Genomic DNA, 23718 nt, shown 5'->3' on the forward strand with positions numbered 1-23718 from the left:
TCATGGTTCACGTACTGGGCAGCAGGATCCTGCTGAGCCCTACCGATCCCGAGCGTTCCCGCGCCTTCTACGGCGCCACCCTGGGCCTCGCGATCCACCGCGAGTTCGGTACCGGTCCCGAGCGCGGCACGGTCTACTTCCTCGGCGGCGGGTTCCTCGAACTGTCCGGCCGCGCCGACGCGCCGCCCGCGCCCGGGATGCGGCTCTGGCTCCAGGTGGAAGACGTGAACGCGGCGTACCGTGAGCTGCGCGAGCGGGGCGCCGAGGTGCTGCGGCCGCCGCAGCGGGAGCCCTGGGGGCTGATCGAGATGTGGATCGCCGACCCCGACGGCGTACGTATCGCCGTGGTGGAGGTGCCGGCGGACCACCCCCTGCGCTTCCGCCCCTGAACAACCACGTCAGCGGTCGAAGGCCGGGTGTCCGGCAACCGGGGCGGGTCCAGTGGTGCCCGGCCCGTAGGCGGGCGAGTACGGCCCGCTGGGTCGGTCTCGCTCACGATGCCGATGACCCCGGCGATGCCGGCGGGATCCACCCGAGGAATCCCGGCCCGGCCGGGTAGTGGACTTTGCGGGGCAGCGTCTAGCGGCCGAGGAGCGAGCCGAGCGTGACGCCGTACCGGGCGCGCCGGCGCCGTATCTCCCACAGGGACAGCGCGGTGACCGACAGCGGGCCGCCGAGCATGAACGTGTAGAGCACCTCGGGCGGTGCGGCCACGTCCGGGCCGTCGAAGAGCTGGAAGCCGAAGAGGCACCACACCAGCAGCGGAGACAGCAGGGCCGGCAGCAGCTCGTGCACCTCCCCCGTGCGGAAGCAGCAGTTCAGTCCGACGATCAGGGCCACCAGGGTGAAGAGCACGGCCGCGATGAGAACGACGACGCAGACGAGGGCGGCCGCGACGAACAGCAGGAAGACCAGGAGGCCGGTGAAGATCGTGCCCAGGAAGCTGCCGAACAGCCCGAAGGTGATGTCGTGCCCGCCTACGTCCGAGGGCGAGATGATGTCACCGCCCAGGGCCGCCGTCATCAGCCAGATCACGCCGACCCCGAGGACGGGCGCGCCGAGCGCCAGCAGCGGGCCGCCCAGGCGGCGCGCGTAGAGGCGTCCCAGGGGCGGGCGGGCCAAGATGATGCACAGGCCGATGCCGATGACCCCGGCCACCACGACGATGGCGCAGCCGATCAGCAGTTCCTCCAGCTTGCCGAGCACGAAATCCTCGCGCCCCTCACGCAAGGGATAAGCCAGGGTCAGCCAGGTCACGGCCACCAGCCCCAGGAGCGTGCGGACGCGCTGCATCCAGGTGATGGCCGGGTCTTCGATGCGGTCCGGGTTGGAGGGACCGGCGAGCGTCCGGGCCGCCGCTATGGGATTGGGCAGGGAGGCGGCGCGCGCGTTCAGGCGCTGGCGGGTGGTCAATTGAACTCTCCGGAAGGTGTCACGTGTGACCAGGCAGCCAGGCCCTGTCCGACAGGTGGATGCGCTCCCGGCTGGGCATGCCCGCGTCACAATTATCGTCGCTGCGACGACAATAGGCTATCTTCGGCCGTGAACGAAGCGCGGAACGAGGCGGACCACCAGGCCTGACCACCCGCAGGTCCGCTGCGCCACAACAAGCCGGAGCGCGGACAGCCGGGCCCCGCCTCGCGGCCATGCGGCTGAGCGCAACTCGGACCAGGTCCGGCGTCCTTGCCCCGTCTGGGCGGCCGTACGCGCCGACTGGTGTCGTGAGCTGCGCTAGAGCTGCTCAGCTCGGATTGCGAGCAGGTCGGCGTGCCGTTGGCGTGCCACCTCGCGGAGGATGGGGGTCAACTCGTGTCTCGTTCGGCCGAAGGTCTTGATCCGGTGGCAATTCGGGCAGAGCGTGATCATGTTGGCGGGCGAGTCTTCGCCCCCTGCTCCGAGTTCGTCGATGTGGTCGACGTCGAGGAGCGGCAGACCGGCGTCAGTGAGATCTTCGGGCTGGCCGCCGCAGTGCGGGTTCTCGCAGCGGCCGCCGCTGCGCAGGATGACCGCGTCGTGGGCGGAGGACAGCCGTACGGGGCGTGCGCTGCCCGCGCGTCGCTGCCCGCGGGTGGCGGCCTGCCGGTCTTCGGTGAGTCGGACCAAGCGCTCGTACTCGCGGGCCTGTTGCGCGGGTGACAGCGGCTCCGAAGGGGCGGGGCGTTGGCGCGGCAGGACGTCGACCCGGGTGCTCAGGGAGATGGGCGGAGGTGCGTCGTCCCCGGGCTCCAGTGCGGCGGCCGGGAACAGGAAGGTGTAGTCCTCCTTCCTCTCGTAGGTTCCCTGACGGGAGGCGGCGAACATGGCGCGCAGGCGCTCTCGGACGAGGTCGGCGTCGTCTTGGGCGTCAGGCCGGGACTGCCGTTGCAGCTTGACAACGCGGTCGCGGATGGGACTCTGCCGCCAGAACTCGGGCCAGTCCGTGGAGATCGTCGCCTTTCCCAGGAAGGGAGTGGCGCGTACGGCCTCGACTTGTGCGCGGTGGTAGAGCGGCTCCCAGTCGTAGGCCTCCACGCCTTCCGGGAACAGGATGTTCTCGGGTACCAGCACGCCAATGGCGGCGTCTGTCCAGTTCTGACGGCGCAGCATCTCGTCACTGAGCCAGACATTGCCGGGCTCTCCGTCGAACGGGGGGAGCAGCATGTCGTTGATGTGGCCGGGTTGGGAGACGTGAGCCAAGGCGTACTCCGTGAGTTGATGGCTGGGTGCGCGGACGGGTGTCCGGCCCCCGAGCAGGATGATGCACGTTCAGCGCGTCCCGCGTGTGGCTGAATCGGGGATCGTGGTTGCCGATCCGATGGAGGAACAGCTCGGATCGCTCGGCTGGTCCTGCACGCTGCCGTGTTCTGGACCACCAGGTACATCACCGCCGCCGCCGTATCCCAACTCCGCGCCGAGGGCCACGAGATCCGGGACGAGGACGTGGCCAGGCTGTCCCGCTCCAGCACAAGAACCTGCGCTTCCCGGGCCGATACGACGTCACCACCTCGCAGCCGGTCGACGGCTTGCGGCCGCTGCGTGCCCGGACGCTGCGTTCCAGTGCGTGGATGACCTGCTGGGCATCTGGGGGAACAGCGCGCGCAGCGGCAAGCCGGTCGGGGCGGACCTGGCGGCGCGCAAGAAGTCGCTGCCCGTCGCTGCCCGTCGTGGCCGCCCTGGCCGACGACAGCGCGGCGGGCCGGCGTCTGGCCGCTCTCTACGCGCGGCCCGAGCTCTTGGAGGCGGCGGCGATGCGGGCCCTGTCCCGCGCCGAACCGACGGCCGAGGCATACCGCAGACGCAGACTCCCGGGAAGGCTGGGCTGCCCGGATCCTACAACCGTGGGTGTACGCGGTGTACCACGGGCGTTTGACCGGACTGCCAACCCTGGTTGGTCGAGGAGTCGTCAAGGCGATCAGTAGCTTTTCCTCCGCCGGTATCACCAACCGGTCGGACCACTTGGAGGGGAAGCATGAATGGGATCATGAATGGGATGACGAAGGTCAAAGCCGCCGCACGGACCATGGCGGTCGCCACGGCAGGGCTGGGCCTCGCGCTGAGCTTCGCCGGCTCGGCGCAGGCGGCGGGGGGCTCGTACACGGCGAGGACGCCGGACGGGTGCGGCACGGCCAGCGGTACGTACCACTGGTACCCGACCGTGAAGTACAACAACCGTCAGGCATACAAGACGGACTGGGACTTCACGGTCAAGGACAACTGCGGGGCCAACGGGCGTTCGGTGAGCATGTACGCCAAGTACGCGAAGTGGACCGGTTCGTCGTGGTACGACGACGGCAAGTACCACAAGATCGCGGCGACGAACAACGCCAAGGACGTGGACGCCGTCCGCATCTTCGTCTGTGAAGTCGGTTTCCCGAGCACCTGCGGTGAGATCAAGCCCAAGTAGCCCCGGGCGATGAATCACGTACCGACCCGTACCCGCCCCTCGGGTGCGGGTCGGCACGGTCATGCCCGTGCACACCTCGGGCGGAAGAAGCTTCGGCCGAGACACCCGAAAGGCCTCCGAAACGTCTCGGATCGCTCCTCAGCCGATCCGCCAGGGACGGAGCTTCTCGGGGTTTCGCACCGCCCAGATGTGCCTGATCCGGCCGTCCGCGATCCCGAACCCGAACACGGTCGCGATGGTGCCGTCCTGCCGCGCCACCAAGCCGGGCAGGCCGTTGACCGTGCACTCCAGGAACGTCGTGCGGTCGCCCGCCACACGGGCGATCTCGGCGTAGGCACGTGCGATCCGCTCACCGCCCACGATCGGCCGCAGGTGGGTGACGGCCAGCCCGCCGCCGTCGGCGGTCGCGGTGGCGTCAGGGTCGAGCAGGCCGATCAGGGCGTCGATGTCCTTGGCCTCCCACGCCGTTTTGAACTGCCGGACAATACCGGCCTGTCCGGCACTCGGGCCCGCCGGGCTCTGCGCGGTGCGGACGCGACGGCGGGCGGACGAGGCCAGTTGACGGCACGCCGCCGGTGTGCGGCCGACGATCGCGGCGACTTCGCCGAAGGGGTAGCGGAAGACGTCGTGCAGGACGAACGCGACGCGCTCGGCCGGGGTCATCGAATCCAGGACGATCAGGAAGGCCATCGTCACCGACTCGTCGAGGGTGACCCGATCAGCCGGGTCGATCCCGCCGACGCCGGAGCGCCCGGTGATCCACTCCGTGGGCTCGGGCAGCGGTTCCGGGATCCAGTCGCCCACGTACGTCTCCCGCCTGGCGCGCGCCGAGCCGAGCAGATTCAGGCAGATGCGACTGGCGACCGTCATCAGCCAGGCGCCGGGCGACTCGATGGCCTGCTGCTCCCGTGCGGACATGGCGTACCAGCGGGCGTAGGTCTCCTGCACGACGTCCTCGGCCTCGACAAGGGAACCGAGGAGTCGATAGCCGAGGTTGATCAGCCGGCGCCGCTCGCTCATGATCGCGCTGAGGCCCGGATCCCTCTGATCGTCGCCCGCCTCGGCTCTGGTGGTCATGTCTGGCCTTCTCCCTCACTCGCTTCTGTGCCTCTACCCGTTACGACGAGACAGCCCTGCGGAATGTGAGGTCGACGCGCCGCCTCACATTCCGCAGGGCTGCGTTGTCGTAAAGGCGAGGACGACAACAAGACGGAGAGGCGACTTTGATGAACGACTTCCAGGCCATCGCGGACCGCGTCGAGATCGAGGCACTGCGCGGCGAATTCACCGACGCGGCGATGATGCGCGACCGGCCCCGCCTGGCGTCGCTGTTCACACCGGACGGTGTCCTGCGCATGCCCAACATCCCCGTCGAGCAGATCGGTCGCGAGGCGATCCGTGCCGGGGGCGAGCGGCTGCAGAGCCAGTGGGACTTCTTCGTACAGAACACTCACCCCGGCACGATCCTGCTCGACGGCGACACCGCGACCGGCCGCGCCTACATCCAGGAACTCGCGCGCGCCCGCGACGGACGCCAGGGCCTGAACTACGCCGTCTATCACGACCGTTACCAGCGCACCGAGGAGGGCTGGAAGTTCGCCGAGCGGGTGTACGAGGTCAGGTACCTCGACACCTCCCCGCTGGCGGGCACGGCACCCCACGCGGCGCAGGACTCCGGGACCAACCCGGCGGACGCCACGGCCACCCCGGCTCCGGCCGCGTCCTTCACCGCCCCGGCAACGGCCGAACGACTGGAGCGGGTGGCCGCCGCACTGCGCGCCAACGGCTTCGCCGCCGAGATCCTCGACGACGCCGCCCAAGCGCGAGCCCGCATCAACGACCTGATCCCCGGGGGCGCAAGCGTGCTCACCGGAGCCAGCGAGACCCTCCGGCTGTCCGGCATCGACGAGGACATCAACGCCGGCGGCCAGTACGACGCCATCAGGCCGCGCATCCTGGCCCTGGACCGTGCCACCGACGCCGACGAGATCCGAAGGCTGGCCGCCGGCCCCGAATTCGTCGTCAACAGTGTCGCCGCGGTCACCGCGACCGGCTCGCTCGTTCTCGCTTCTGGTAGCGGCAGCCAACTCCCCGCCAACGCGGGCGGCGCCGCCCACGCGGTCTGGATCATCGGCGCGCAGAAGGTGGTGCCCGACCTGAGCACAGCCCTGCGCCGCGTCGAGGAGCACGCCCTCCCGCTGGAGAGCGCCCGCGCCCAGGCGGTGTACGGCAGGCCCAGCGCCGTCAACCGCCTGCTCATCCTCAACGCGGAGCCCCACCCGGGACGCGGCACCGTGCTGCTTCTCCGAGAGGCCATCGGATACTGACCCGGCCGGCCCAGGGTGTCAGACGGTGGCGGGGAGGGCCGCGGCGGCTTCTCGTTGGTTGAGGGAGTGGGTGTAGCGGCGTAGGAGGAGGATCGCGGTGGTGGCGAGACCGGTCAGGAGGCCGAGCCAGATGCCGAGGGTGTCGAGGCCGGCGGCCTACGCGAGGAGCCACGAGGCGGGCAGGCCGACGGCCCATTGGCCGATGAGGGCGATGCGGAATCCGCTCTTGGTGTCGTCGAGGCCGCGCAGGAGTCCGACGCCGATGTTCTGGGCGCAGTCGAAGAACTGCAGGAACGCGGTGACGATGAGCAGGTGCGTGGCGATGGTGAGGGCCTGGCTGGTACCGGAGTCGAGGAAGGGTGCCAGGACAAGCCGGGGGATGGTCACGTAAAGGACGCCGACGACGGCCATGACGGCGGCGGCGCAGGCGAGGGCGGTGTTCTTGATGCGGCGCGCGTCGTCGTGGTTGCCGAGGGCGAGTTCGCGGCTGACGTTGATGGACGCGGCGTGGGAGAGGCCGACGGCGACCTGGAAGACGACGTAGACGAGCTGGTTGACCACGGCGGGATCGGCCTTGGCCAGGTTGAGGGAGAGCAGCGGTGCGAGCTCCTTGTCCTTCTTCGCCGAGAGGTAGAGGGCGAGAAAGGTCAGGAGGTAGACGGTGGAGGTGGCGATTCCGACGCCGATGAGGCCGAGGTGGGGCAGGCCGAAGGCGCCCTGGATGAGCACCCAGTTGAGGCCGGCGTTGACGGCGACCGAGGCGATGGTGATCCGCAGGAGGGCCTGGGGGCGGCGCATGCCGACGGTGAACTGGCGGATGGCCTGGAACCACAGGCAGGGCAGCAGGCCGGGGGCCAGCGCGTAGGGCATGGTCCGGGTGAGGTCTACCACGGCCTTGTCCTGGCCGAGCCGGGACAAGGCCTGGCCTATGAGGATCATGAGGACGGCGCCGACGATGCCGGCGAGGGTGGCCACGGCCATGCTCGCGCGGACGATCGCCCGGACTTCCTCGTGCGCCGAGGGCCCTTCTCCGTCGGCACCCGTGCCGGTGGCGTCCTGGTGCTGGTTCTGGTCCCTGTCCCTGTCGACCTGCTGTTCGGCGCGGGCCGCCGCGGCGGCTATCTGGTTGCCGACGGAGGTGACCAGGCCGACGCCCATGGTGCGGAGCTGGTTGAAGATGACGATGGCCAGCCGCCGGCGGCGAGCTCGGTGGTGCCGAGGAAGCCCATCATGATCGTGTCGGTGGTCGTGAGGGCGACCGTAGTGTTCCCGCGGCGGGAGCGAGCTGAGGCGGGTCAGTGCTTCGTAGACGCCGCCGCCGGCCGAGCCCCCGATCAGCAGGCCGGTGCGGGCCACCGCCCCGCAGGTTGCGAAGGCTCGAAAAAAAGCGGCCATCGTGGAGCGTCGAAATTCCGACATCTGTTCCGCGCCGCCCGCGCACCTTGCGGTAATGGTTGTCATTAGGGTAGGCAAACCTAAGCAACTTCCAATGTGCTCCGAGAGCGGATCGAGGACGTACGTGAACTTCAACAGGCGCCAGGTGCTGTGGGCCGGTGGAGCGATGAGCGCGGCCGCCCTGTTGGCGGCATGCTCGGGCAGCGGTTCCGACATTTCGTCCAAGCCCGCGGCCGAAGGTGACGGCAAGCCCAAGCAGGGCGGGACGCTCCGCATCGGCGCTCTCGGCCGGGCCGGGGCCATCACCCGGGACCCGCACGGTACTCAGAGCAACGAGAGCGACTACCTCGTCCTCGCCCTCGTCTACGACACCCTCACCGTGCCCGGAGCCAAGCCGAACACCGCCCCGCGCCTGGCCGCCTCCTGGGAACCGTCGGCGGACCTGAAGACGTGGAAGTTCAAGATCGCCAAGGGGGCGGCCTTCCACGACGGCAGCCCGGTCACCGCCGAGGACGTCGTCTGGTCCCTGCGCCGACTGCGCAACACCCCCTCGGGCGCCGCCCGCCTGCCCGGCATCAAGGCGGAGAGCATCACGGCCGAGGGAACCGACACCGTCGTCCTGGTGTCCGACTACGCCAACGCCGAACTCCCGCTCCTCACCCGCCTGACGACCTTCGTACTGAAGAAGGACACCCCCGACAACGCGCTGGAGAAGGCGCCGGGCACCGGCCCGTTCAAGCTCGACTGGTACCGGGGCGGCAACGCCCGCCTGGTCAAGAACGACAAGTGGTACGGCGGCACCGTCAACCTCGACGCCATCGAGGTCACCATGTTCGAGACCCCCCAGGCCATGGCCAACGCCCTGCTGAGCGGACAGATCGACGTCGCCTCCAACGTCGGCGCCGTCGCCGCCCGCACCGCCGAGACGCGCAAGGACGTCCAGGTCCTGCGCCGCCCCAACGACATGGCGATGCCGATCATCATGCGCACCGCGGCCGGCAGCCCCTTCGCCGACGTCCGGGTCCGCGAGGCCCTGCGCCTGGTCGTCGACCGCGACGCCATGGTCAAGCAGGTCCTCTCCGGCTACGGCACCGTCGCCAACGACATCATGGGCACCGGCGACCCCAACCTCGCCAAGGACATCCCGCAGCGCAAGCGGGACCTCGACAAGGCCAAGAAGCTCCTGGCCGAGGCCAACTTCGACCTCTCCAAGACCTACGACCTCGTCACCACCGAGGACATCGCGGGCCTGGCCGAATCGGCCACCCTGTTCGCCGGCCAGGCCCGCGAGGCCGGGATCAAGGTCAACGTGGTCAAGCAGGAGTCGGGCGCGTTCTGGGACAAGACCTGGAAGACGGGCGACTTCTACACCACCTACTGGGGCACCAACGACTCGGTGGTGTTCTTCGCCTCCAAGACCATGGTCAGCGAGGCCGGACAGAACGAGGCCGGCTGGGTGGACGCGGACTTCGACGCCGCCTACCGCAAGGTCATCGGCACCGCCGACGAGGCACAGCGCGCCTCGGCGCTGAAGGAGCTCCAGCAGATCGAGTTCGACAAGTCCGGCTACCTGCTGTGGGGTATGGCGGACGGCATCGACCTGGCGGCCGCGAAGGTCAAGAACCTGCCCAAGCTCGCCGGCTACGGCCGCGTCCAGCTCGAGAACGTGTGGCTGGCTTGAGCCACAAGGACGAAGGCGCGGTCGCCGTCCCCGCAGGTGCGGGGGCGGCCACCGTGACGCGCCGTGGCCCGGCCACCGCGACGCGTGTGCTCGGCGCGCTCGCACGCCGTGTCCTGATGCTGGCCGTCCTGCTGGGCCTGGTCTTCGCGGCCGTGGAACTGCTGCCGGGAGACGCGGCGAGCGCGAGCTCCGAACGCGGGGACAGCGAGGCCGACGTCGAGGCGCGGCGTCACCTGCTGGGCCTGGACCGGCCCGTCTGGGAACGCTTCTGGGACTGGATGACGGCTCTGCCCACCGGTGACCTCGGCACCTCGGCCCGCGGACAGGAGGTCACCGACCTGCTCGCCGATCCCTTCCCCAACACCCTGGCGCTGGGCGCGACCGCCTTCGTCCTGACGGTGGTCGCTTCCCTGGCCCTCGGGTGCTGGGCCGCCTCCCGTCCCGGCGGCCTCGCCGACCGGATGATCGGTCACACTTCGACGGCCGCCTTCGCCGTCCCCGAATTCGTCGTCGCGGTCGGCCTGCTCCTGGTGCTGTCGCTGTGGACGGGCTGGCTGCCCGCCGTCACGCTCACCGGTGCCGACGGATCCCCCGCCGACTGGACGATGCTCGTCATGCCGGTACTGGCTCTGGTCATCCCGCAGACCGGCTGGAACACCCGCATCGTGCGAGGGGCGCTGGCCGATCAGGCCCGTACGCCCCACGTGGAGGCCGCCCACCTCGACGGCCTCCCCGTCCGCCGGGTGGTCCTGCGCCACGCCTTGCCGGGCGCTGTGCCCGCCATCGCCACCGGGATCGCGACATCCACCGGCATGCTCCTGGGCGGGGCCGTGGTCGTGGAGACCCTCTTCAACTACCCCGGAATCGGCAGCGTCCTGGCCGCCGCCGTAGCCGGGCGCGACACGCCGCTCATCGCAGGCGTCGTCGTCTGCGCCGGCGCCGCCATCAGCCTCGTCCTGCTCGCCGCCGACCTCATACGCGCCCGCACCCTGGGAGACCGCCCATGACCGCCGGCACCCTCGCAGACGCACCCGCCAAGGCCAGGGCCCGCCGCCTCTGGCCCACCCTCGCCCCCGCGCTGGCGCTGATCGCCCTCGCCGTGGCCGGACCCCTGCTCGCCGCCCACCCCCTCGACGCCCCGGTGTACGCCCCGTACGCCACCGCCGCAGACGGCGGCCCGCTCGGCGGCGACCAACTCGGACGCGATGTCCTGTCCCGCCTCCTGCACGGCGGCACGGTACTGATCGGCAGCGCCGCCCTCGTCTCCGTACTGGTGACCCTGGCCGGCGTGGTCATCGGCTGCTTCGCCGTCCTGCACCCCGCCCTCGGCCGCGCCGTGGAACGCGCCGCCGACGTCTCGATTCTCCTGCCGCCCGTCCTCGGCATCATGCTGATCGCCCTCGCCTGGCCCGGCGGCGGGCGCTGGGCTGTCATAGGCGCCGCCATCGTCCTCGGCACCCCCTACGCCGTACGCATCGTCGCCGCGGCCGCGGCCCCGCTGGCCGGAGCCGGATACGTCGAAGCGGCTCTCGCCCGAGGGGAGAGCCTGCGTCACATCGCCCTGCGGGAAATCCTGCCCAACCTGCGCTCCACCGTCGCCGCTCTGTTCGGCCTGCGCTTCGTCGAAGCCGTCTACGTCATCTCCATGGCCGCGTTCCTCCAGATCGGCCCCCAGCCCCCGGCCGCCGACTGGGCCCTGATGATCCGTGAGAACGCCCCCGGCATCCTCCTCAACCCCTGGGCCGTACTCGCCCCCAGCCTGGCCATCGCGGTCCTCGCCATCAGCGTCAACCTCGCCTGCACCTCCCTCGCGCCCCGCTCCGTACGCAAGGCGGTCACCACGTCGTGAACACTCCCGAACAGTCGGCCGAGGTGGCCGAGACCGGCGAGGCCACCGGGGAGCCCACACCACTCGCCGCCGCCACCGAACTCGACATCCGCATCCCCGGTGGGCCGGTCCTCCTTCGCTCCGCCACCCTGACGGTCACGGCGGGCCGGATCACCGCCCTCACCGGCGCCTCGGGCTCCGGGAAGACCACCCTGCTGCGGGCCCTGACCGGACACCTCCCCGACGGAGCGTCCGTCACCGGCGGCACCCTCACCGTCCTCGGACACGACCCGACGCTGCTGCCCGCCAAGGAACTACGCCTGCTGCGCCGCACCCGCCTCGCCTACGTCGGCCAGGACCCCGGCTCGGCCCTCAACCCCCGGATGAAGGTGCGCGACCTCGTCGCCGAGACGGCCCCAGGCCGCCTCGACCGAAAGGCCGTCCTGGACCTCCTGCGCGAAGTCCGCCTCCCCGTCGACAACGGCCTGCCCGACCGACGACCCACCGCCCTGTCCGGCGGACAGCAACGTCGCGTCGCCCTCGCCCGCGCGATGGCCCGCAAGCCCGCGATCCTCCTCCTCGACGAACCCACCGCCGGCCTCGACACCACGCTGCGCGACGAGATAGCCGACCTGCTGCGCCACCTCACCTCCCGCCACGGCCTGGCCATCGTGATGGCCTGCCACGACCCCGAACTCGTCGCCGCCTGCGCGGACGACACGGTGTCGCTGAGCGCACCCTCCGTCCCCCGCCCGCGCAAGCCCCACGAAACCGGCAACGAGGACGAGCCAAGGCCCGCCCCCCAGTCGATACCCGCCGAAGGCATCGCGGCGCGCGCCGTCGGTGTCGCCTTCCGCAGCCGCACCGGTGTCCAGCGGGCGCTCGCCGGAGTCGACTTCACCGCACCACCCGGAAGCCGCACCGCGATCGTGGGACCCTCGGGCTCAGGCAAGACCACCCTGCTGCGCGTCCTGGCCGGACTGCACCGAGCCGACACCGCCACCCTCACCCTCGACGGCGATCCCCTGGCCCCGCACGCACGCAAGCGCCACCGCGCCCACCAGCGCCGCATCCAACTCGTCCCCCAGAACCCCCTCGACGCACTGAACCCCTCACGCACCGTCCGCGCCCAACTCGACCGCCCGCTGCGCCTGCACGCCGACCTCACCGCGGCCGGCCGCGGTGCCCGGGTCACGGAACTCCTCGAACAGGTGGGGCTGCCGGCCGACTTCCAGGCCCGCTACCCGTCGGAACTCTCCGGTGGCCAGCGCCAGCGCGTCTCCATCGCCCGCGCCCTGGCCACCGGTCCCGACGTCCTGCTGTGCGACGAGATCACCTCGGCGCTCGACCCCGAGACGGCAACGTCCGTGATGGACCTCCTGACCCGCCTGAACGCGGGCCAGCGGATGACGATCGTGCTGGTCTCCCATGAACTGCACCTGGTCGCCGCCTACACCGACACCGTCCACCTGCTCCGCGAGGGCCGCCTCACCGCGTACGGCCCCACTGGCGAGCTGTTGCCGACAGCCTGACCCCGGTCGGGGAGTGTTGCTCCTGGATACTTCGGTCTTGATGTGCAGGGCGTTGACCGGGCTGCTACGACGAGCCGGTCACAGGGCCAGCACGACGATCGCCGTCGCACCCGCCGCGTCGACGACACCGCACCATTCCGACCAGGCGCGCGGGACGACGGCGCCCGAGCGGTGGTGGACGAAGTCCCAGGCCGCGTGCGCGAACCAGCCGACCGCCAGGACCCACAGCGCCCAGCTGCCGTCCACCACCAGAGCCACGGCGGCCAAGGTGGAGAAACCCGCCAGCCCGGCCAGCTGGAGGGCCAGGGTCCGTCTGCTGCGGAGCTCGTCGCGGGCCGCGCCGAACGCCAGGTAGCACAGCGGCATGACCACCAGGAGCGCTGCCAGGAAGCGGGTCGGCGGAAGACCGTCGAGGAAGGTGACCAGTACCAGGGTGAGTGCCAGCAGGGTCGGCCATCGGTGTGCCAGAACGGTGAGCGTCATGAGGTCCACTCTCCGGCGCGGCACGGGAAGGCGCCGCGGTTGTGGGCCGTCGATGTCCGTTCGGTTGGGGTGGAGGTCCGTCGGGCGTAAGGTCGCGGCCATGGGGGAGCGTGCGGTCGTCGTCGTCGGGTATGAGGCAGCTGAACTGCTGGACATCGCGTGCGTGACGTCTGGCCTGGTCATGGCCAACGAACTCGGCTCTTTGGACGTGCCCTACCGCGTACGGCTGGTGGCCCCGGGCGGCGGTCCCATCAGGTGCGGCACCGGACTCGTGCTCGGCAGCGATGCGTCATTGGAACGCACCACCGGGCCGCTTGACACGCTGATCGTCTCCGGTGGCCTGGGCGTCGAGCGGGCCGCGGCCGATGCCCGGCTCGTGGGCCACGTCAGAAGGCTGGCCCGGGAAAGCCGCCGGGTGGCGTCGGTGTGCACGGGGGCGGGCATCCTCGCCGCCGCCGGGCTCCTGGCCGGCCGCCGGGCCACCACGCACTGGCAGTTCGCGCCCCACCTGGCCGCACGGCACCCAGAGATCTCGGTGGACCCCGCGCCGCTGTGGATCCGGGACGGGAACGTGTACACGGCGGCCGGCATCACCAGCGCGCTGGACCTCACCCTGGCCTTCGTCGAGGAGGACCACGGCGGCGAACTGGCCCGGCGTCTCGCCCGCCATCTGGTCGTCTACCTGCAACGCCCCGGTAACCAGGCACAGATGAGTCTCTTCACCGCGGCGCCGGCACCGCGTGACGACACCGTCCGCGAACTCGTCGAGTACATCGCGGCCCACCCGGCCGACGACCTCGGCGCCGCGGCCCTCGCCGCGCGCGCCGGGGTGACCCCGCGACACCTCACCAGGCTGTTCACCCGACATCTGGGCCAAGCACCGGGCCGATACGTCCGCGTGGTCCGCACCGAGACCGCTGCCCAGCTCCTCTCCTCCACCACACTGCCTGTCGCTTCCGTGGCGGCGCGCTGCGGTCTGGGATCCCCCGAAGCCCTGCGCAAGGCCTTCACCGCCCACTACGGCATCAGCCCTTCCCGCTACCGCGCCGTCATGCGCCCCGCCCCCTGCGACTCACCATGACCCTGGACCCGGCGGGCCGCTCGGGACGGAGGTCTTGGCAGTGCGGGGCGGCGCGCTGCGTGTAGTCGCGATGCGCGGGCATACGACCCTTAGTCTCTGGAAGGAGCAGTGATGCTGGGTATGGCGGCCGCGGTCCTGTTCTTCATCGCGTTCTTGATCAACGCGGCGGAGATCGCGACGAACCACGTGTTCACGTCCGGCAATTTCATGATCATCGGCCTGATGCTGCTGGCCCTCCACGTGGCCGGCATCGGCGGCGCCCGAACCGCCCGTATCCGACGCCGCTGACCACGCGTGTGAAGTCCGAAGACGCCGGGCTCGAATGTCCCTTTTGGCAGTGTTTAGCTGTGGTGTTTCGGGTGACATGACTCAAAGACGTCGCCGGACGTCCCACGACGACGGCACGAAGCCACTGACCGGAGGTATACATGGGTATCGTCGCCTGGATTCTGATCGGCCTGCTGGCAGGGGCCATCGCCAAAGCGCTCACGCCGGGGCGTGACCCCGGCGGGTGTCTGCTCACCATCGTGATCGGCATCGTCGGCGGCCTCCTCGGAGGCTGGCTCGGCAAGGTGATCTTCGGCGTCGACTCGATCAAGGGTTTCTTCCACCTGTCCACGTGGATCGCCGCGGTCGTCGGCTCTGTCATCGTCCTCCTGGTCTACCGGCTGATCGCGGGCCGCAGGAGCAGGTGACCGAACGGGGCGGTCGGCCGGTCACCCCGTCCCAGGGGTCCGGCCCCTTCCCGCCGCCCAGTCGAGCAGCGCCTCGCGGCCGAAGCAGCCCTGGTGACCACGGCGGCGCGCTCGGCGTCGTGCACCGTGTAAAACGTGCCGCCGAAGCGCCGCACGCCCTGCGATCCGCGTTGGCGTCGAGTGCGTGTCTGGGCCCACGGCGGGGCCGGCTGCGCCCCGCCTGAGGCGTCCGGAGCGGCCTCCGCCGCGACCGGGAGCGCTCGGGCGGCGTATCGCCGGCAGGGATCTCGAACGCGGTCAGCGATGGTCGTTGAGCCAGTCGCCAGGGATCAGGTCACGAACACGGTCGAGGTCTTCTGTCGTCCGGCCACGGGCCAAAATCGCCATGCCGTCGTCGCGCAGCAGGGCGTTCTGGCCCAGGAACCAGCGAGTCGCGTAGTCGTTCTCACCGAGGGGATACGCCGGGAAGGGCAGTTGGACGCAGTTCTCCTCCAGCAGCTCGATGCTGTCGTCATCGGCTTCAAGGAAGTCGCACGGTTCCACCTCGGCCTGGACGGACTCCGACAGAACCACCTCGACGAAACAGAGGGAAAGACGCTCCAGCCAGCCTTGCCATCGCTCGGCGGACTTGTCGGCCAGGTCAAACCGGATGAACACCGCAGGATCGTCGTCCTGGAGGCTGTCGAGGAGGATGCCCCAGGACGCGGCTCCCTGATTCTCGTGCCGGAAGACCAGGGCCTCCTTGGCGTCATCCACATACAGCTCAGGCGGGCCGAGCAGCACATCGTGGTTGCTGGTCAGATCCTCGCGGCGCCCGAACAGCAGATACGCCTCGCGCAACGCGGCCGGCAGCCGAACACCCAGCCTCTCCTCGGCCGCGGCCAGATCGGCCTCCGCCCACCCGTCGCCGCTCTCCAGGGCGCCGGCCCAATGGGCAGCGAACCCCTGGATGAACCCCCACGCACCACTACGTCCTTCAACGCCGCCGGCGAGAGCAGCGGCAAGATCGAACTCTTGTTTCATGCCCAGACGATATCCGTCCCACTCGTCAGCTCTTTCCGTTGCCCTTGACAGTGAAGCCAGTCGCCGTGCCGGCCAATCCAGGCGTTTGACAGCGAACCCAGGCCACGTAGGTCAGCCGAGTTCGACTTGGCGTGCTGCGCGAGAGATCCTCAACGTGAACCGGGAACCGAGGAGACATGTTGATCACGGAGTACCAGCAGCGCCTACGCGATCGCTACCTTGCTGCCCCCGTCATGCCGGCCCCGGCGCCCTGGCAGCCAGTCCTGGCCCCCGGGATCCCCATCGGCGGCCTGCTCGGCATCGGCTTCGCGGCCCATCCGGACACCGGACACGACCTCGTCATGGTCGTTTCCCACGACGGGCACGGACTCTTCGATGCGGTCACCGGCGAGAAGATCGCACGCGACCGGGATCCCGACCCCGCCACGAGCACCCCCGACGCACACCCGAACCTCGCCTGCCCTGGCCTCGGTCCCGTCGCAGGCACCGAGATCCGCATCGCCGGCCTCTTCGGCCAGCCGGCTTCTCTCCGACGGGTCTCACCCTGGCTATCGCGACCAGTAGCGGCCTCACCCTCTGGACCCGCACCCGCCCTCAGTTCCACATCGAGGACTGAGAGGCCACCCGAGCACGTTCGGGCACCTTGCCACCCCACCTGGTCCAACCCCAGGTCAGATGGCAGGTGCACGACCCACTTGGATGGCAAAGGACATCCGTGCCCCGACACGCGCGAGTTGTGTGGTTGGGTCGCCGACGAACCGGTGGTGTGACTGCCCGCTCGGTCAGGTGGAAATTCAACGCGGAACGCAAGGCGCATGCCACACGCTGAACGAGTTCGACGATCTCGGCCGGCACCATGCCTGCTCGATGAATCTGCCCAGTCATGGGACACCTGACTTGCCGTCGGGCGACCCCCAGGGAGAGGCCGGCGCGTGGTTCGGAGCGGGGGCCGTACGGGCACGGCCGGCGACTACGGCCCGCTCGTGACCTTCCTGCCCCTCACCAGGGACGCCATCCCCGTCTCCGCCGGCATGGGTTGACGCCACGCGGTCTTCGCCCTTGCCCCTGAACCAGCCGGAGTTGTTGCTCAAGGTCAGCGAGGCGTGAGGAGACAGAACTCGTTGCCTTCCGGGTCGGCCAGAACCGTCCAGGAGATCGCGGACTGATCGAAATCGGGGTCGGTGGCGCCCAGGGCGCGCAGCCGGGCTGCCTCCGCGGCCATGTCGTCACCGGGGTAGGGGCAGACGTCGAGGTGGACGCGGTTCCACACGCTCTTGGTGTCGGGAGTGCGGAGGAACTCCAGGTAGGGGCCGACGCCTTTGGCGGAGCGCATGGTCGCGTGGTCGTCGGTGACCTCGTGCAGCGTCCAGTCCATCGCCTCGCCCCAGAACCGGGCCATCCCTCGTGGGTCGGTACAGTCGACCACCACCGCGGCGATCGGCCCGGTGTCCCGGTAGATCGGACGGGGCTCCAGGACGCAGAACTCGTTGCCTTCCGGGTCGGCCATGACCGTCCAGGGGACGTCGCCCTGACCCACGTCGGCGAGCGTCGCGCCGAGATCCTTCAAGCGCGCGACCAACTCCGCCTGATGGGCAGTTGAGGTGGTGGCCAGATCAAGGTGCACGCGGTTCTTGGCCGTCTTGGGTTCCGGGCGGGCGACGATGTCGATGCAAACGGCCACGGGGTCGGGGTAGGCGAAGCCCACGGGTTCGAGGTTGGTAACGCCCGGTCCCTCGCTGTCGACACCCCAACCGAGTACCTCCGCCCAGAACCGACCGAGCGCGGAGTCGTCCTGGGCCTTCATGTTGATCTGCACAAGTCGTGTTGCCATGCCGCAGATCCTAGATGCCCCGCCAGTCCAGGCCGCCGCGATCAGACATGTGCGCAGCCAGAGGTGCTGCCTGTGGTCGCGCTTGCACTCCACACTCACCCCTCGCCCGCGCCGCCGCATCGGCCGGCCCCGCTCCGACGATGCTGCCGGAGCATGACCGCGGCACCATTCGCGAGGGCCTCCTCATTCGACGACCGTCAGGCTGTTCACGAGTACGCCTGACCAGGCACTCCAGAGGCATGCGCAGATCGCTTCCCGAATCGACGGGGATCGTTTCCAACCCCGCGGGTGGCCGGGGCCGCCGCTGTCAGACGCAGGGGTGAGGATGGGCGGCATGACGAAGACCGCAGCGGACTACACGTGGTTCGAGAACGACTTTCCAGACATCGCCGAGGCGTACTGCTTCACCCTGGTGCGGGGCCTGTCGCCTACTGAGCTGATGTCCCGGCTCGAAGGGCGAGCGGAGGCGCCTCTGCGGGGGATAGCCGCGGTGGTCGACTCCGCTTTCGCCCGGTACGACCTGGAGGACGGCGACCGACAGCTGGTGGCCATGACAACCGTGGGCGCCTGGACTCTCCTGATCGAGCCCAACGGCTACCTCGGTGTCACCGAAGATCGGGTCCTGGCGGCCTCCGCCGGGGCGACCTGGGTCTCTCACTTCGTCAACATCAACGCTGTCGGCACTTTCCTCTGGGCAGAGGACCGCGTGCTGCGGCTGTGTTTCGACCCCATGTTCCCGGAAGACCGATGGGGCACCGCACCCGATGAACTCCTCGACGTCATGGAGCGGATCGGCTTCCATCTCGAGGAGGAGTCTCCGGAAACGGATCTGTCCTCACCGGCGGCGTTCGCTCTGGCGGAGCACCTGACCGGCTTCGCCATCACTCCGACGCTGCTCCAGGACACGACGTTCACCTGCGCCACCATCCAGATCCGATGAACGAGCGTCAGTGACGACTACGTGAAGGTCCACTACTGGATGGACGTAGATGAGGGCGGCCGGCCGCCGGCCGCCGGCGAGCGTCGCTCATCCGCCTGAGCGGGCCTTCTCCAAGAGCTCCTGATAGGGCGTCTGCGCCGTGGAGCCACGCACCGGCGAGAGGCCGTACCGGTCATTGACCTCTTCCTTCGCGTAGGGATTGACGGGATCGAACACTGTCCGCTCATCCGGCGGCGACACGTCCACGACAACCTTCGGCCACTCGCCGCTGTCCACTCTGAACACTGTTATCCGCTGCCGCCCCCGGGTCACGTTCAGGATTTCGCTGCTGTTCGAGATTTCGGATCGATACCTGTAATTAGTGTCGGCAGGATATCCTGGCTCCTTCTTGGCTTCCGCTTCGAGTTTCCTGCCCCCGATCCCGGAACGCTCGTAATCGGCGGGTAGTTTCGTTCTGTCCTTCCTTATCACGTACACCTCGGTCTGGGCTCTGATGGCTTCGTACCTATGCTCCATGGGATCCCTGACCTCGACGACCACGTCCTGTGCGATTTCCTCCCCGGGATTCAACACACTGCCCACCGGCGTGACGAAAGCGCCATGGTAGATCAAATCGAACGCACCTGGCTTGACGTCGGATCCACTGCTCGCGGGCCCGCCATGGATCCAGTACTTGCTGTCGAGGAGGTAGACGGGAACCTGGCCTGAGTTCTTCACGTACAGATGGACCGTCATGAACAGCTGCTTTTCGCCCTTTACCATATTCGAATCCTTGAACTCCGCCCCACTCTGTATCAGCGGGGTTCTCACGTAGGGCAGGTAGATCTGCGAATATGCCAGGTTGGTGCCGGCGAGAAGGGCCGAGATGATGACGCCGATCGCGACCGTCTGGGGATGGCGGAGACCTTTCCATGCCCGCAGCCTGACAAGTTCGACCAGCGCCGCGGAAGACCAGACGCAGAGAGCGATCCCCACCAGGGTGTAGCCGGTGAAGCGCTCGCCGATCTGCAGCAGGAGGAGGGAAGTTCCGCAGAGCAGGGCGAGGACCACTCCAGCAAGAACGGCCACCCCCGAGTAGCGCCATCGCCGCTTGCCCCAGTAGTCGAACGCCGCGCCGGCGGCGACCAGTTCCACCACGCCGGCAACGAGGACGGTAACTCCTGCGACCCGTCCGCCGTAGGTCAGGGCATCGCCGCTGTCCGATATTCCGATATGGAAGAGCGGATATGCGGTCGCGAGGAAGCCGAAGATCATGAGGGCGCGGATGGTCAGTCGCAGCCCCGCCCGGTCCGGCCAGACAGTGCAATCTCCGCCGAGCCACTGGATGTCGTGGTGCCCGACTGTCACACCAGCACGATCCAGGATTCTTCGGAGCTCTCCGGCGGACCGGGCCTTCCCTTCGAGGTGGCCGTCGATCAGGACCTTCCGCAAGCCGAGGTCATCAGGCGTCCCTACGGATACCTCGGGCGTGTTCGCCATGACACCAGCCTGACCCCTGTCCGCGTGACGCGCCCCCTGAGCACCCTCGCGTCAGGGTGCGATCAACGTGGCGCAGCGTGAATCTGAAGGTGATGTGCCGGTGTCGGCCGTTCCCGGAGGAGCTCCCATGCGTAGACGCATTCTTGGATTCACCGCCGCACTCGTACTGGCCGTTCTCGGCGCCGCAGTCCCCGTCGTGTCGGCCGCCGTACCGGCTGTCACCGGACCGGATTGCATCGCGGACAAGATGGGAAAGGTGGAGTACGACTCCAGCACCGGCCTGTGGACGTGCATAGGCGGCGCGCACGACGGCGAACCGATCACCAAGAACTGAACACCGCTCAGCCGCGACCGCCTTCGGCTTCCTTCGCCGTCGCCATGCGCCACGGCGCGAACGCGCTCGCCGAGCGTGGCAGGAGGCCCGCCAACTCGGGGCAGTGCCGGATCACCACGCTGGTCATGCCGTTGCGCTGGATCCAGTCCATGCCCAAGGGGGTGTACACCTCGGGCCTGAAGTCGACCGTGAGGAAGCGGTCGCTCTGCAGGCGGCGGGTCGCCATCAGGATGAAGATGCGGAAGGCGGTGTCGCTGAAACCGAAGCCCTGCGGCGGGTTCTCGGCGAAGAGACCGACCATGGTGTCGATCTGGTCGACATCGCGGTAGACCTCCTTCAGGCGTGCGATCGTGTCCGCGTCGCTGGAAACGTCCTCGAACCGCCGCACGCGCGGCTTGTGCAGGCCTGCCCGGAAGTCGTTGTAGCGCGGCACACCGCGGCGCCGGCTGCGTACCAAGTCGACCACGGACAGGTCGATGATCTCGCCGTCCCGCTCGAACGCCCGCAGGGCGTGGGGGAAATTGCGCAGGGTGATCGCGCCCGGGTGAGCGATCCCGAGTGAGTACAGCGAATTGGCCAGACCGGTCTTGCGGATGAGCGCCTCCGCGGCGGGGCCCTGCACGTCGTTGAAGCCGAGGGTGTCCAGACGTCGGCCGATGCGGTGGTCCACGATCTCGAAGTCGTCGGGGAGCAGCGGGTGCATGCGGTAGACGGTGACGAAGTCCTCGGTGAGCGAGTACGGAGCGCCATGGTGGTCCGGCAGGGTCTCGGGGATGCCGGTCAGTGAATGCGTCTCGAAGAGCCACAGCCCCAACTGTTCGAGCCATTTCCTCGGCGGTCCCTGCCAGTTCGTCTTCAGGCCGATGTCGATCACTTCGGTGGCGAGGATCGCGGGAGTCCATTCCACGGTGTGGATCTTCGCGATGAGAGCCGAGACGACCAGCCGCGCAGTGTGGTAGACACGGTCCTCGCTCAGCCTCGGGTACTCCTGCCGCAGCGCTTCGCACACGGCGTTGTGCTCGCGCGCGAAGAGGGTCTGCATGGCGCTGAGGCCGTACCACCAGCTCTCCGCGAACCCGGTGAGTGGGAGGCCGTCCGGCCCGGCCGGCAGGTGGCCGTCCTCCAGGCGCAGCGCGGCACCGCCGCCCGGCTCGCGCAGCGACCTTCCGGTGTTCTCGTCGCCGCCGTAGATTTCGGAGCCGTCCCACCAGTGGGACGCCACGTTCGCGAACAGTGTCGGCGGACCCTTGCCGTCGGCCGGGCGCAGCCCCTCGTTCTCGGCGAAGCGCATGACCTCCTCGGGATGTCCGCCCGGTGTGTTCCTCCAGGTGACACCGGGAGGGAGCGGCACCTCGACGGTCTTCGTACCGGTGGGATAGCGCTTGTGGTTGACCCAGTCGTGCACCTGGAACTGGATCCAGGCCGCGGCCAGGACGTTGAGGGAGCGTGCCGGGATGAAGACGTCGCGGTGCAGCAGCTCCCGACTGACGGTGACCGGGTTCGGTACGTCGAACAGCTCCGGTTGATAGACGGGCGCGAGGTTCCGGCCGAAGGCGGACCCGACGGCGCCCATCCCCGGCGCGGACAGGTCGTTGTAGGTGCCGTCGTAGCTCCGTGCGAGCCGCTTGTCCTCGTCGATGGGAGCGGGTACGGGCTGGGCTTTGGGCGGAGCCTCGCGGACCTCGGTGTCGATCAGGTTGTACTGGCGCAGCTTCTGCCGAAAGGCCACGAGGTTCAGCAGACCGAGGCGTGTGGGCAGCCGGTGCCAGGGGACGAATCGGTTGAGGCCCTGGAAGGCGGCTCGCAACGGCACGCCCAGTACGGCGTTGCGTCCGGGCTCGACGGTGGTGAACCGGTGGCCCAGGCGGTGGGCGCTGCTGGCTTCGTAGGCGACCTTGCGCGCACGGTTGAGGTTTCCGAGGGGCCGAAACTCCTCGGTCGTGTTCCACGGGTTGAAGGCGAGCTCGTCAACCCGTGCCGCGGCGGCCCGAGCCGCGGCCGAGCCGATGTCATGGCGGGGGATGGTCAGCGTCGCGACTCGCACGAGAGGCGTGTCCTCCTCCTTCCATTCGGCCGCGCCGTCCTCGATGGGTGTCCGGTGGGCATCCACATAGCGTTGGACGTACAACTCGAAGACGACGTCCGCGTCCTTCAGTCGCTGTGCGAGTTCGTGCTGCAGGAAATCGGGGTCAGTGCCGGAGGGGGTGGGGGCCGAGGGAGCGTCGGCTGCGGGGCTCAGCTGATAACGCACCGGCCCCGCGTCACCCCACAGGATGGCGCCGCGACTCCAGTACGTTTCCAGCGCCAGGCTGCGCACCGTGCGGCTCGTACCCGCACGCACGTTTCGCCGCATACGCGCGGCTGTGGACCATCCGACGGCGAGTGGCAGCGTGACGAACAGCGCGAGAGCCTTCCGCGGTGTCGAGTCGGCGCCCGCCATGGCCTTCGCGAATTCGACGAACTCGCGCGCGTTGCGCGCGTGCGAGACCGGATGGTTCGTCATCAGCAGGTCGTGCGCTTCGTCGGCTCCTGCCGCGATGCGCAAGGCCGCTCCGCGCAGATCGGGGGCGTGGTCGGGCCGGCGGGCGCCGTTGGCGTTGGAGAGCCGCACGGTGACGGGGTACTCGGCACTCGGTTGGGCGAAGCCGGTCCGCAGGTCGGGGGGCAGGTCGCCGACGAATGCCAGACGCGCGTTCTCCACGCCGAGAATGGCCTTGGCGTGGAACGTCCGCGCCAGGTCGGCGGCGCCACTGCGCTTCCTGGACTTCAGCTGGACCCGCATGAGCTCGCGGGCGAGCCGCTCGAAGACGAGTCGTTCCGCCTCCGGGGTGCCGCCCACGTAGCGCTCGTACTGCCTGAACTCGGCCATGTGTGCCTCTTCGCCAAGGCGCACCCCACTGTCGCACGCGATGCCGGCGGACGACGAGGTGACGCTGTAGGGCTGCCCGGGACCGGGTCCGCGGGCACCTGGGTTACACACGGCAACCCTGACCCAGTCGCGCGGCCGCGGCGCGCGGAACAAGGCAGACGGGTGGCATCCGCTTCGCGCCCCCGGTAGGACCCGCCGCAGGAGGTCGCCGGCGCCGTGAGCGGTGACGCCGGCCCTGCCACTCGTTCGGCCCCGCTTCATGTGCGGGCGCGGGATGCGTCGAGTACTGAGAAACTGGTTTCGGAACCGACGCCGAGCGCACTCGGCAGGCGCTGCC

Annotated in this window: 20 protein-coding genes and 4 pseudogenes; 14 read left to right on the forward strand and 10 right to left on the reverse strand. The window is 69.3% G+C overall.

The window, feature by feature from the left end; translation table 11 throughout:
- The first annotated feature begins 2 nt into the window (after positions 1-2).
- On the forward strand, positions 3-389 hold the full coding sequence (locus tag M4D82_RS31740) for a VOC family protein (protein ID WP_249770924.1): 387 nt from the start codon (positions 3-5) through the stop codon (positions 387-389).
- A gap of 190 nt (positions 390-579) precedes the next feature.
- Here the strand turns inward: M4D82_RS31740 and M4D82_RS31745 are convergent, their stop codons facing one another.
- Together M4D82_RS31745 and M4D82_RS31750 are read right to left on the reverse strand one after the other, a co-directional pair.
- Positions 580-1413, reverse strand: coding sequence for a hypothetical protein (locus M4D82_RS31745; protein WP_249770926.1), 834 nt, complete (start codon positions 1411-1413; stop codon positions 580-582).
- A 318-nt stretch (positions 1414-1731) separates the two neighbouring features.
- Positions 1732-2676, reverse strand: coding sequence for an HNH endonuclease signature motif containing protein (locus M4D82_RS31750; RefSeq protein WP_249770928.1), 945 nt, complete (start codon positions 2674-2676; stop codon positions 1732-1734).
- Between the two features lie 112 nt (positions 2677-2788).
- Here M4D82_RS31750 and M4D82_RS31755 point away from each other — a divergent pair.
- A pseudogene (locus M4D82_RS31755) lies at positions 2789-3017 on the forward strand (Tn3 family transposase); the annotation flags it as partial.
- 452 nt (positions 3018-3469) lie between these two features.
- Positions 3470-3883, forward strand: a complete 414-nt coding sequence (locus M4D82_RS31765) for a hypothetical protein (protein WP_249770932.1) — start codon at positions 3470-3472, stop codon at positions 3881-3883.
- A gap of 138 nt (positions 3884-4021) precedes the next feature.
- Here the strand turns inward: M4D82_RS31765 and sigJ are convergent, their stop codons facing one another.
- Positions 4022-4960: an RNA polymerase sigma factor SigJ gene (sigJ, locus tag M4D82_RS31770; RefSeq protein ID WP_249770934.1), complete on the reverse strand. Its 939-nt coding sequence runs from the start codon at positions 4958-4960 to the stop codon at positions 4022-4024.
- Positions 4961-5109: 149 nt separating this feature from the next.
- Here sigJ and M4D82_RS31775 point away from each other — a divergent pair, with 149 nt between their 5' ends.
- Entirely contained in the window at positions 5110-6210 is a 1101-nt protein-coding gene (locus M4D82_RS31775) for an LUD domain-containing protein (protein ID WP_249770936.1), read from the forward strand.
- Positions 6211-6228: 18 nt separating this feature from the next.
- Here the strand turns inward: M4D82_RS31775 and M4D82_RS31780 are convergent.
- Together M4D82_RS31780 and M4D82_RS34700 are read right to left on the reverse strand one after the other, a co-directional pair.
- Positions 6229-7469: pseudogene (locus tag M4D82_RS31780) on the reverse strand (MATE family efflux transporter); the annotation flags it as partial.
- Positions 7470-7482: 13 nt separating this feature from the next.
- A pseudogene (locus M4D82_RS34700) lies at positions 7483-7587 on the reverse strand (cysteine synthase family protein); the annotation flags it as partial.
- A 142-nt stretch (positions 7588-7729) separates the two neighbouring features.
- On the opposite strand from M4D82_RS34700, the gene M4D82_RS31785 reads away from it, so the two are divergent.
- From M4D82_RS31785 to M4D82_RS31800, 4 genes are all read left to right on the forward strand, one after another.
- Entirely contained in the window at positions 7730-9286 is a 1557-nt protein-coding gene (locus M4D82_RS31785; RefSeq protein WP_249770938.1) for an ABC transporter substrate-binding protein, read from the forward strand.
- Between the two features lie 116 nt (positions 9287-9402).
- On the forward strand, positions 9403-10293 hold the full coding sequence (locus M4D82_RS31790; RefSeq protein ID WP_249772336.1) for an ABC transporter permease: 891 nt from the start codon (positions 9403-9405) through the stop codon (positions 10291-10293).
- Entirely contained in the window at positions 10290-11135 is an 846-nt protein-coding gene (locus M4D82_RS31795; RefSeq protein ID WP_249770940.1) for an ABC transporter permease, read from the forward strand. Before M4D82_RS31790 ends, M4D82_RS31795 begins: the two co-directional genes overlap by 4 nt.
- Positions 11132-12646, forward strand: a complete 1515-nt coding sequence (locus M4D82_RS31800; RefSeq protein ID WP_249770942.1) for an ABC transporter ATP-binding protein — start codon at positions 11132-11134, stop codon at positions 12644-12646. Before M4D82_RS31795 ends, M4D82_RS31800 begins: the two co-directional genes overlap by 4 nt.
- Positions 12647-12724: 78 nt before the next feature.
- Here the strand turns inward: M4D82_RS31800 and M4D82_RS31805 are convergent, their stop codons facing one another.
- Positions 12725-13129, reverse strand: a complete 405-nt coding sequence (locus M4D82_RS31805; RefSeq protein WP_249770944.1) for a hypothetical protein — start codon at positions 13127-13129, stop codon at positions 12725-12727.
- A gap of 100 nt (positions 13130-13229) precedes the next feature.
- On the opposite strand from M4D82_RS31805, the gene M4D82_RS31810 reads away from it, so the two are divergent.
- The 3 genes from M4D82_RS31810 to M4D82_RS31820 all read left to right on the forward strand — a co-directional run bounded on the left by M4D82_RS31810 (position 13230) and on the right by M4D82_RS31820 (position 14905).
- Positions 13230-14210, forward strand: a complete 981-nt coding sequence (locus M4D82_RS31810; protein ID WP_249770946.1) for a GlxA family transcriptional regulator — start codon at positions 13230-13232, stop codon at positions 14208-14210.
- A gap of 111 nt (positions 14211-14321) precedes the next feature.
- A complete protein-coding gene (locus tag M4D82_RS31815) occupies positions 14322-14498 on the forward strand; it encodes a hypothetical protein (protein WP_249770948.1) in 177 nt (58 codons plus the stop codon).
- Between the two features lie 140 nt (positions 14499-14638).
- The gene (locus M4D82_RS31820; protein ID WP_249770950.1) at positions 14639-14905 is read left to right on the forward strand and encodes a GlsB/YeaQ/YmgE family stress response membrane protein; all 267 of its coding nucleotides are present in this window, start codon (positions 14639-14641) and stop codon (positions 14903-14905) included.
- Between the two features lie 297 nt (positions 14906-15202).
- Here M4D82_RS31820 and M4D82_RS31825 read toward each other — a convergent pair whose 3' ends face one another.
- A complete protein-coding gene (locus M4D82_RS31825; protein ID WP_249770952.1) occupies positions 15203-15928 on the reverse strand; it encodes an SMI1/KNR4 family protein in 726 nt (241 codons plus the stop codon).
- Positions 15929-16107: 179 nt separating this feature from the next.
- Here M4D82_RS31825 and M4D82_RS31830 point away from each other — a divergent pair.
- Positions 16108-16544, forward strand: a pseudogene (locus M4D82_RS31830) (hypothetical protein).
- Between the two features lie 477 nt (positions 16545-17021).
- On the opposite strand, the gene M4D82_RS31835 reads toward M4D82_RS31830, so the two are convergent.
- Complete coding sequence (locus M4D82_RS31835; RefSeq protein WP_249770954.1) at positions 17022-17759, reverse strand: VOC family protein; 738 nt, start codon at positions 17757-17759, stop codon at positions 17022-17024.
- Positions 17760-18093: 334 nt separating this feature from the next.
- Between M4D82_RS31835 and M4D82_RS31840 the strand changes: the two genes are divergently transcribed.
- Entirely contained in the window at positions 18094-18699 is a 606-nt protein-coding gene (locus M4D82_RS31840; RefSeq protein ID WP_249770956.1) for a DUF6461 domain-containing protein, read from the forward strand.
- Between the two features lie 87 nt (positions 18700-18786).
- Here M4D82_RS31840 and M4D82_RS31845 read toward each other — a convergent pair whose 3' ends face one another.
- Positions 18787-20178: a DUF308 domain-containing protein gene (locus M4D82_RS31845; RefSeq protein WP_249770958.1), complete on the reverse strand. Its 1392-nt coding sequence runs from the start codon at positions 20176-20178 to the stop codon at positions 18787-18789.
- A gap of 127 nt (positions 20179-20305) precedes the next feature.
- Between M4D82_RS31845 and M4D82_RS31850 the strand changes: the two genes are divergently transcribed.
- Positions 20306-20512: a hypothetical protein gene (locus tag M4D82_RS31850; RefSeq protein WP_249770960.1), complete on the forward strand. Its 207-nt coding sequence runs from the start codon at positions 20306-20308 to the stop codon at positions 20510-20512.
- 7 nt (positions 20513-20519) lie between these two features.
- Here the strand turns inward: M4D82_RS31850 and M4D82_RS31855 are convergent, their stop codons facing one another.
- Complete coding sequence (locus M4D82_RS31855; protein WP_249770962.1) at positions 20520-23381, reverse strand: peroxidase family protein; 2862 nt, start codon at positions 23379-23381, stop codon at positions 20520-20522.
- Positions 23382-23718: the final 337 nt, after the last annotated feature.

Origin of the sequence: Streptomyces sp. RerS4 (assembly GCF_023515955.1) — a bacterium.
Taxonomy (GTDB): domain Bacteria; phylum Actinomycetota; class Actinomycetes; order Streptomycetales; family Streptomycetaceae; genus Streptomyces.

Excerpts from the sequence above, each read along its gene's own strand:
- M4D82_RS31850 (WP_249770960.1), top strand. The coding sequence starts at position 20,306 with ATGCGTAGACGCATTCTTGGATTCACCGCCGCACTCGTACTGGCCGTT.
- M4D82_RS31765 (WP_249770932.1), top strand. The coding sequence starts at position 3,470 with ATGACGAAGGTCAAAGCCGCCGCACGGACCATGGCGGTCGCCACGGCA.
- M4D82_RS31845 (WP_249770958.1), bottom strand. The coding sequence starts at position 20,178 with ATGGCGAACACGCCCGAGGTATCCGTAGGGACGCCTGATGACCTCGGC.
- M4D82_RS31825 (WP_249770952.1), bottom strand. The coding sequence starts at position 15,928 with ATGAAACAAGAGTTCGATCTTGCCGCTGCTCTCGCCGGCGGCGTTGAA.
- M4D82_RS31820 (WP_249770950.1), top strand. The coding sequence starts at position 14,639 with ATGGGTATCGTCGCCTGGATTCTGATCGGCCTGCTGGCAGGGGCCATC.
- M4D82_RS31855 (WP_249770962.1), bottom strand. The coding sequence starts at position 23,381 with ATGGCCGAGTTCAGGCAGTACGAGCGCTACGTGGGCGGCACCCCGGAG.
- M4D82_RS31775 (WP_249770936.1), top strand. The coding sequence starts at position 5,110 with ATGAACGACTTCCAGGCCATCGCGGACCGCGTCGAGATCGAGGCACTG.
- M4D82_RS31790 (WP_249772336.1), top strand. The coding sequence starts at position 9,403 with ATGCTGGCCGTCCTGCTGGGCCTGGTCTTCGCGGCCGTGGAACTGCTG.
- M4D82_RS31795 (WP_249770940.1), top strand. The coding sequence starts at position 10,290 with ATGACCGCCGGCACCCTCGCAGACGCACCCGCCAAGGCCAGGGCCCGC.
- M4D82_RS31810 (WP_249770946.1), top strand. The coding sequence starts at position 13,230 with ATGGGGGAGCGTGCGGTCGTCGTCGTCGGGTATGAGGCAGCTGAACTG.
- M4D82_RS31815 (WP_249770948.1), top strand. The coding sequence starts at position 14,322 with ATGCTGGGTATGGCGGCCGCGGTCCTGTTCTTCATCGCGTTCTTGATC.
- M4D82_RS31835 (WP_249770954.1), bottom strand. The coding sequence starts at position 17,759 with ATGGCAACACGACTTGTGCAGATCAACATGAAGGCCCAGGACGACTCC.
- sigJ (WP_249770934.1), bottom strand. The coding sequence starts at position 4,960 with ATGACCACCAGAGCCGAGGCGGGCGACGATCAGAGGGATCCGGGCCTC.
- M4D82_RS31805 (WP_249770944.1), bottom strand. The coding sequence starts at position 13,129 with ATGACGCTCACCGTTCTGGCACACCGATGGCCGACCCTGCTGGCACTC.
- M4D82_RS31840 (WP_249770956.1), top strand. The coding sequence starts at position 18,094 with ATGACGAAGACCGCAGCGGACTACACGTGGTTCGAGAACGACTTTCCA.
- M4D82_RS31740 (WP_249770924.1), top strand. The coding sequence starts at position 3 with ATGGTTCACGTACTGGGCAGCAGGATCCTGCTGAGCCCTACCGATCCC.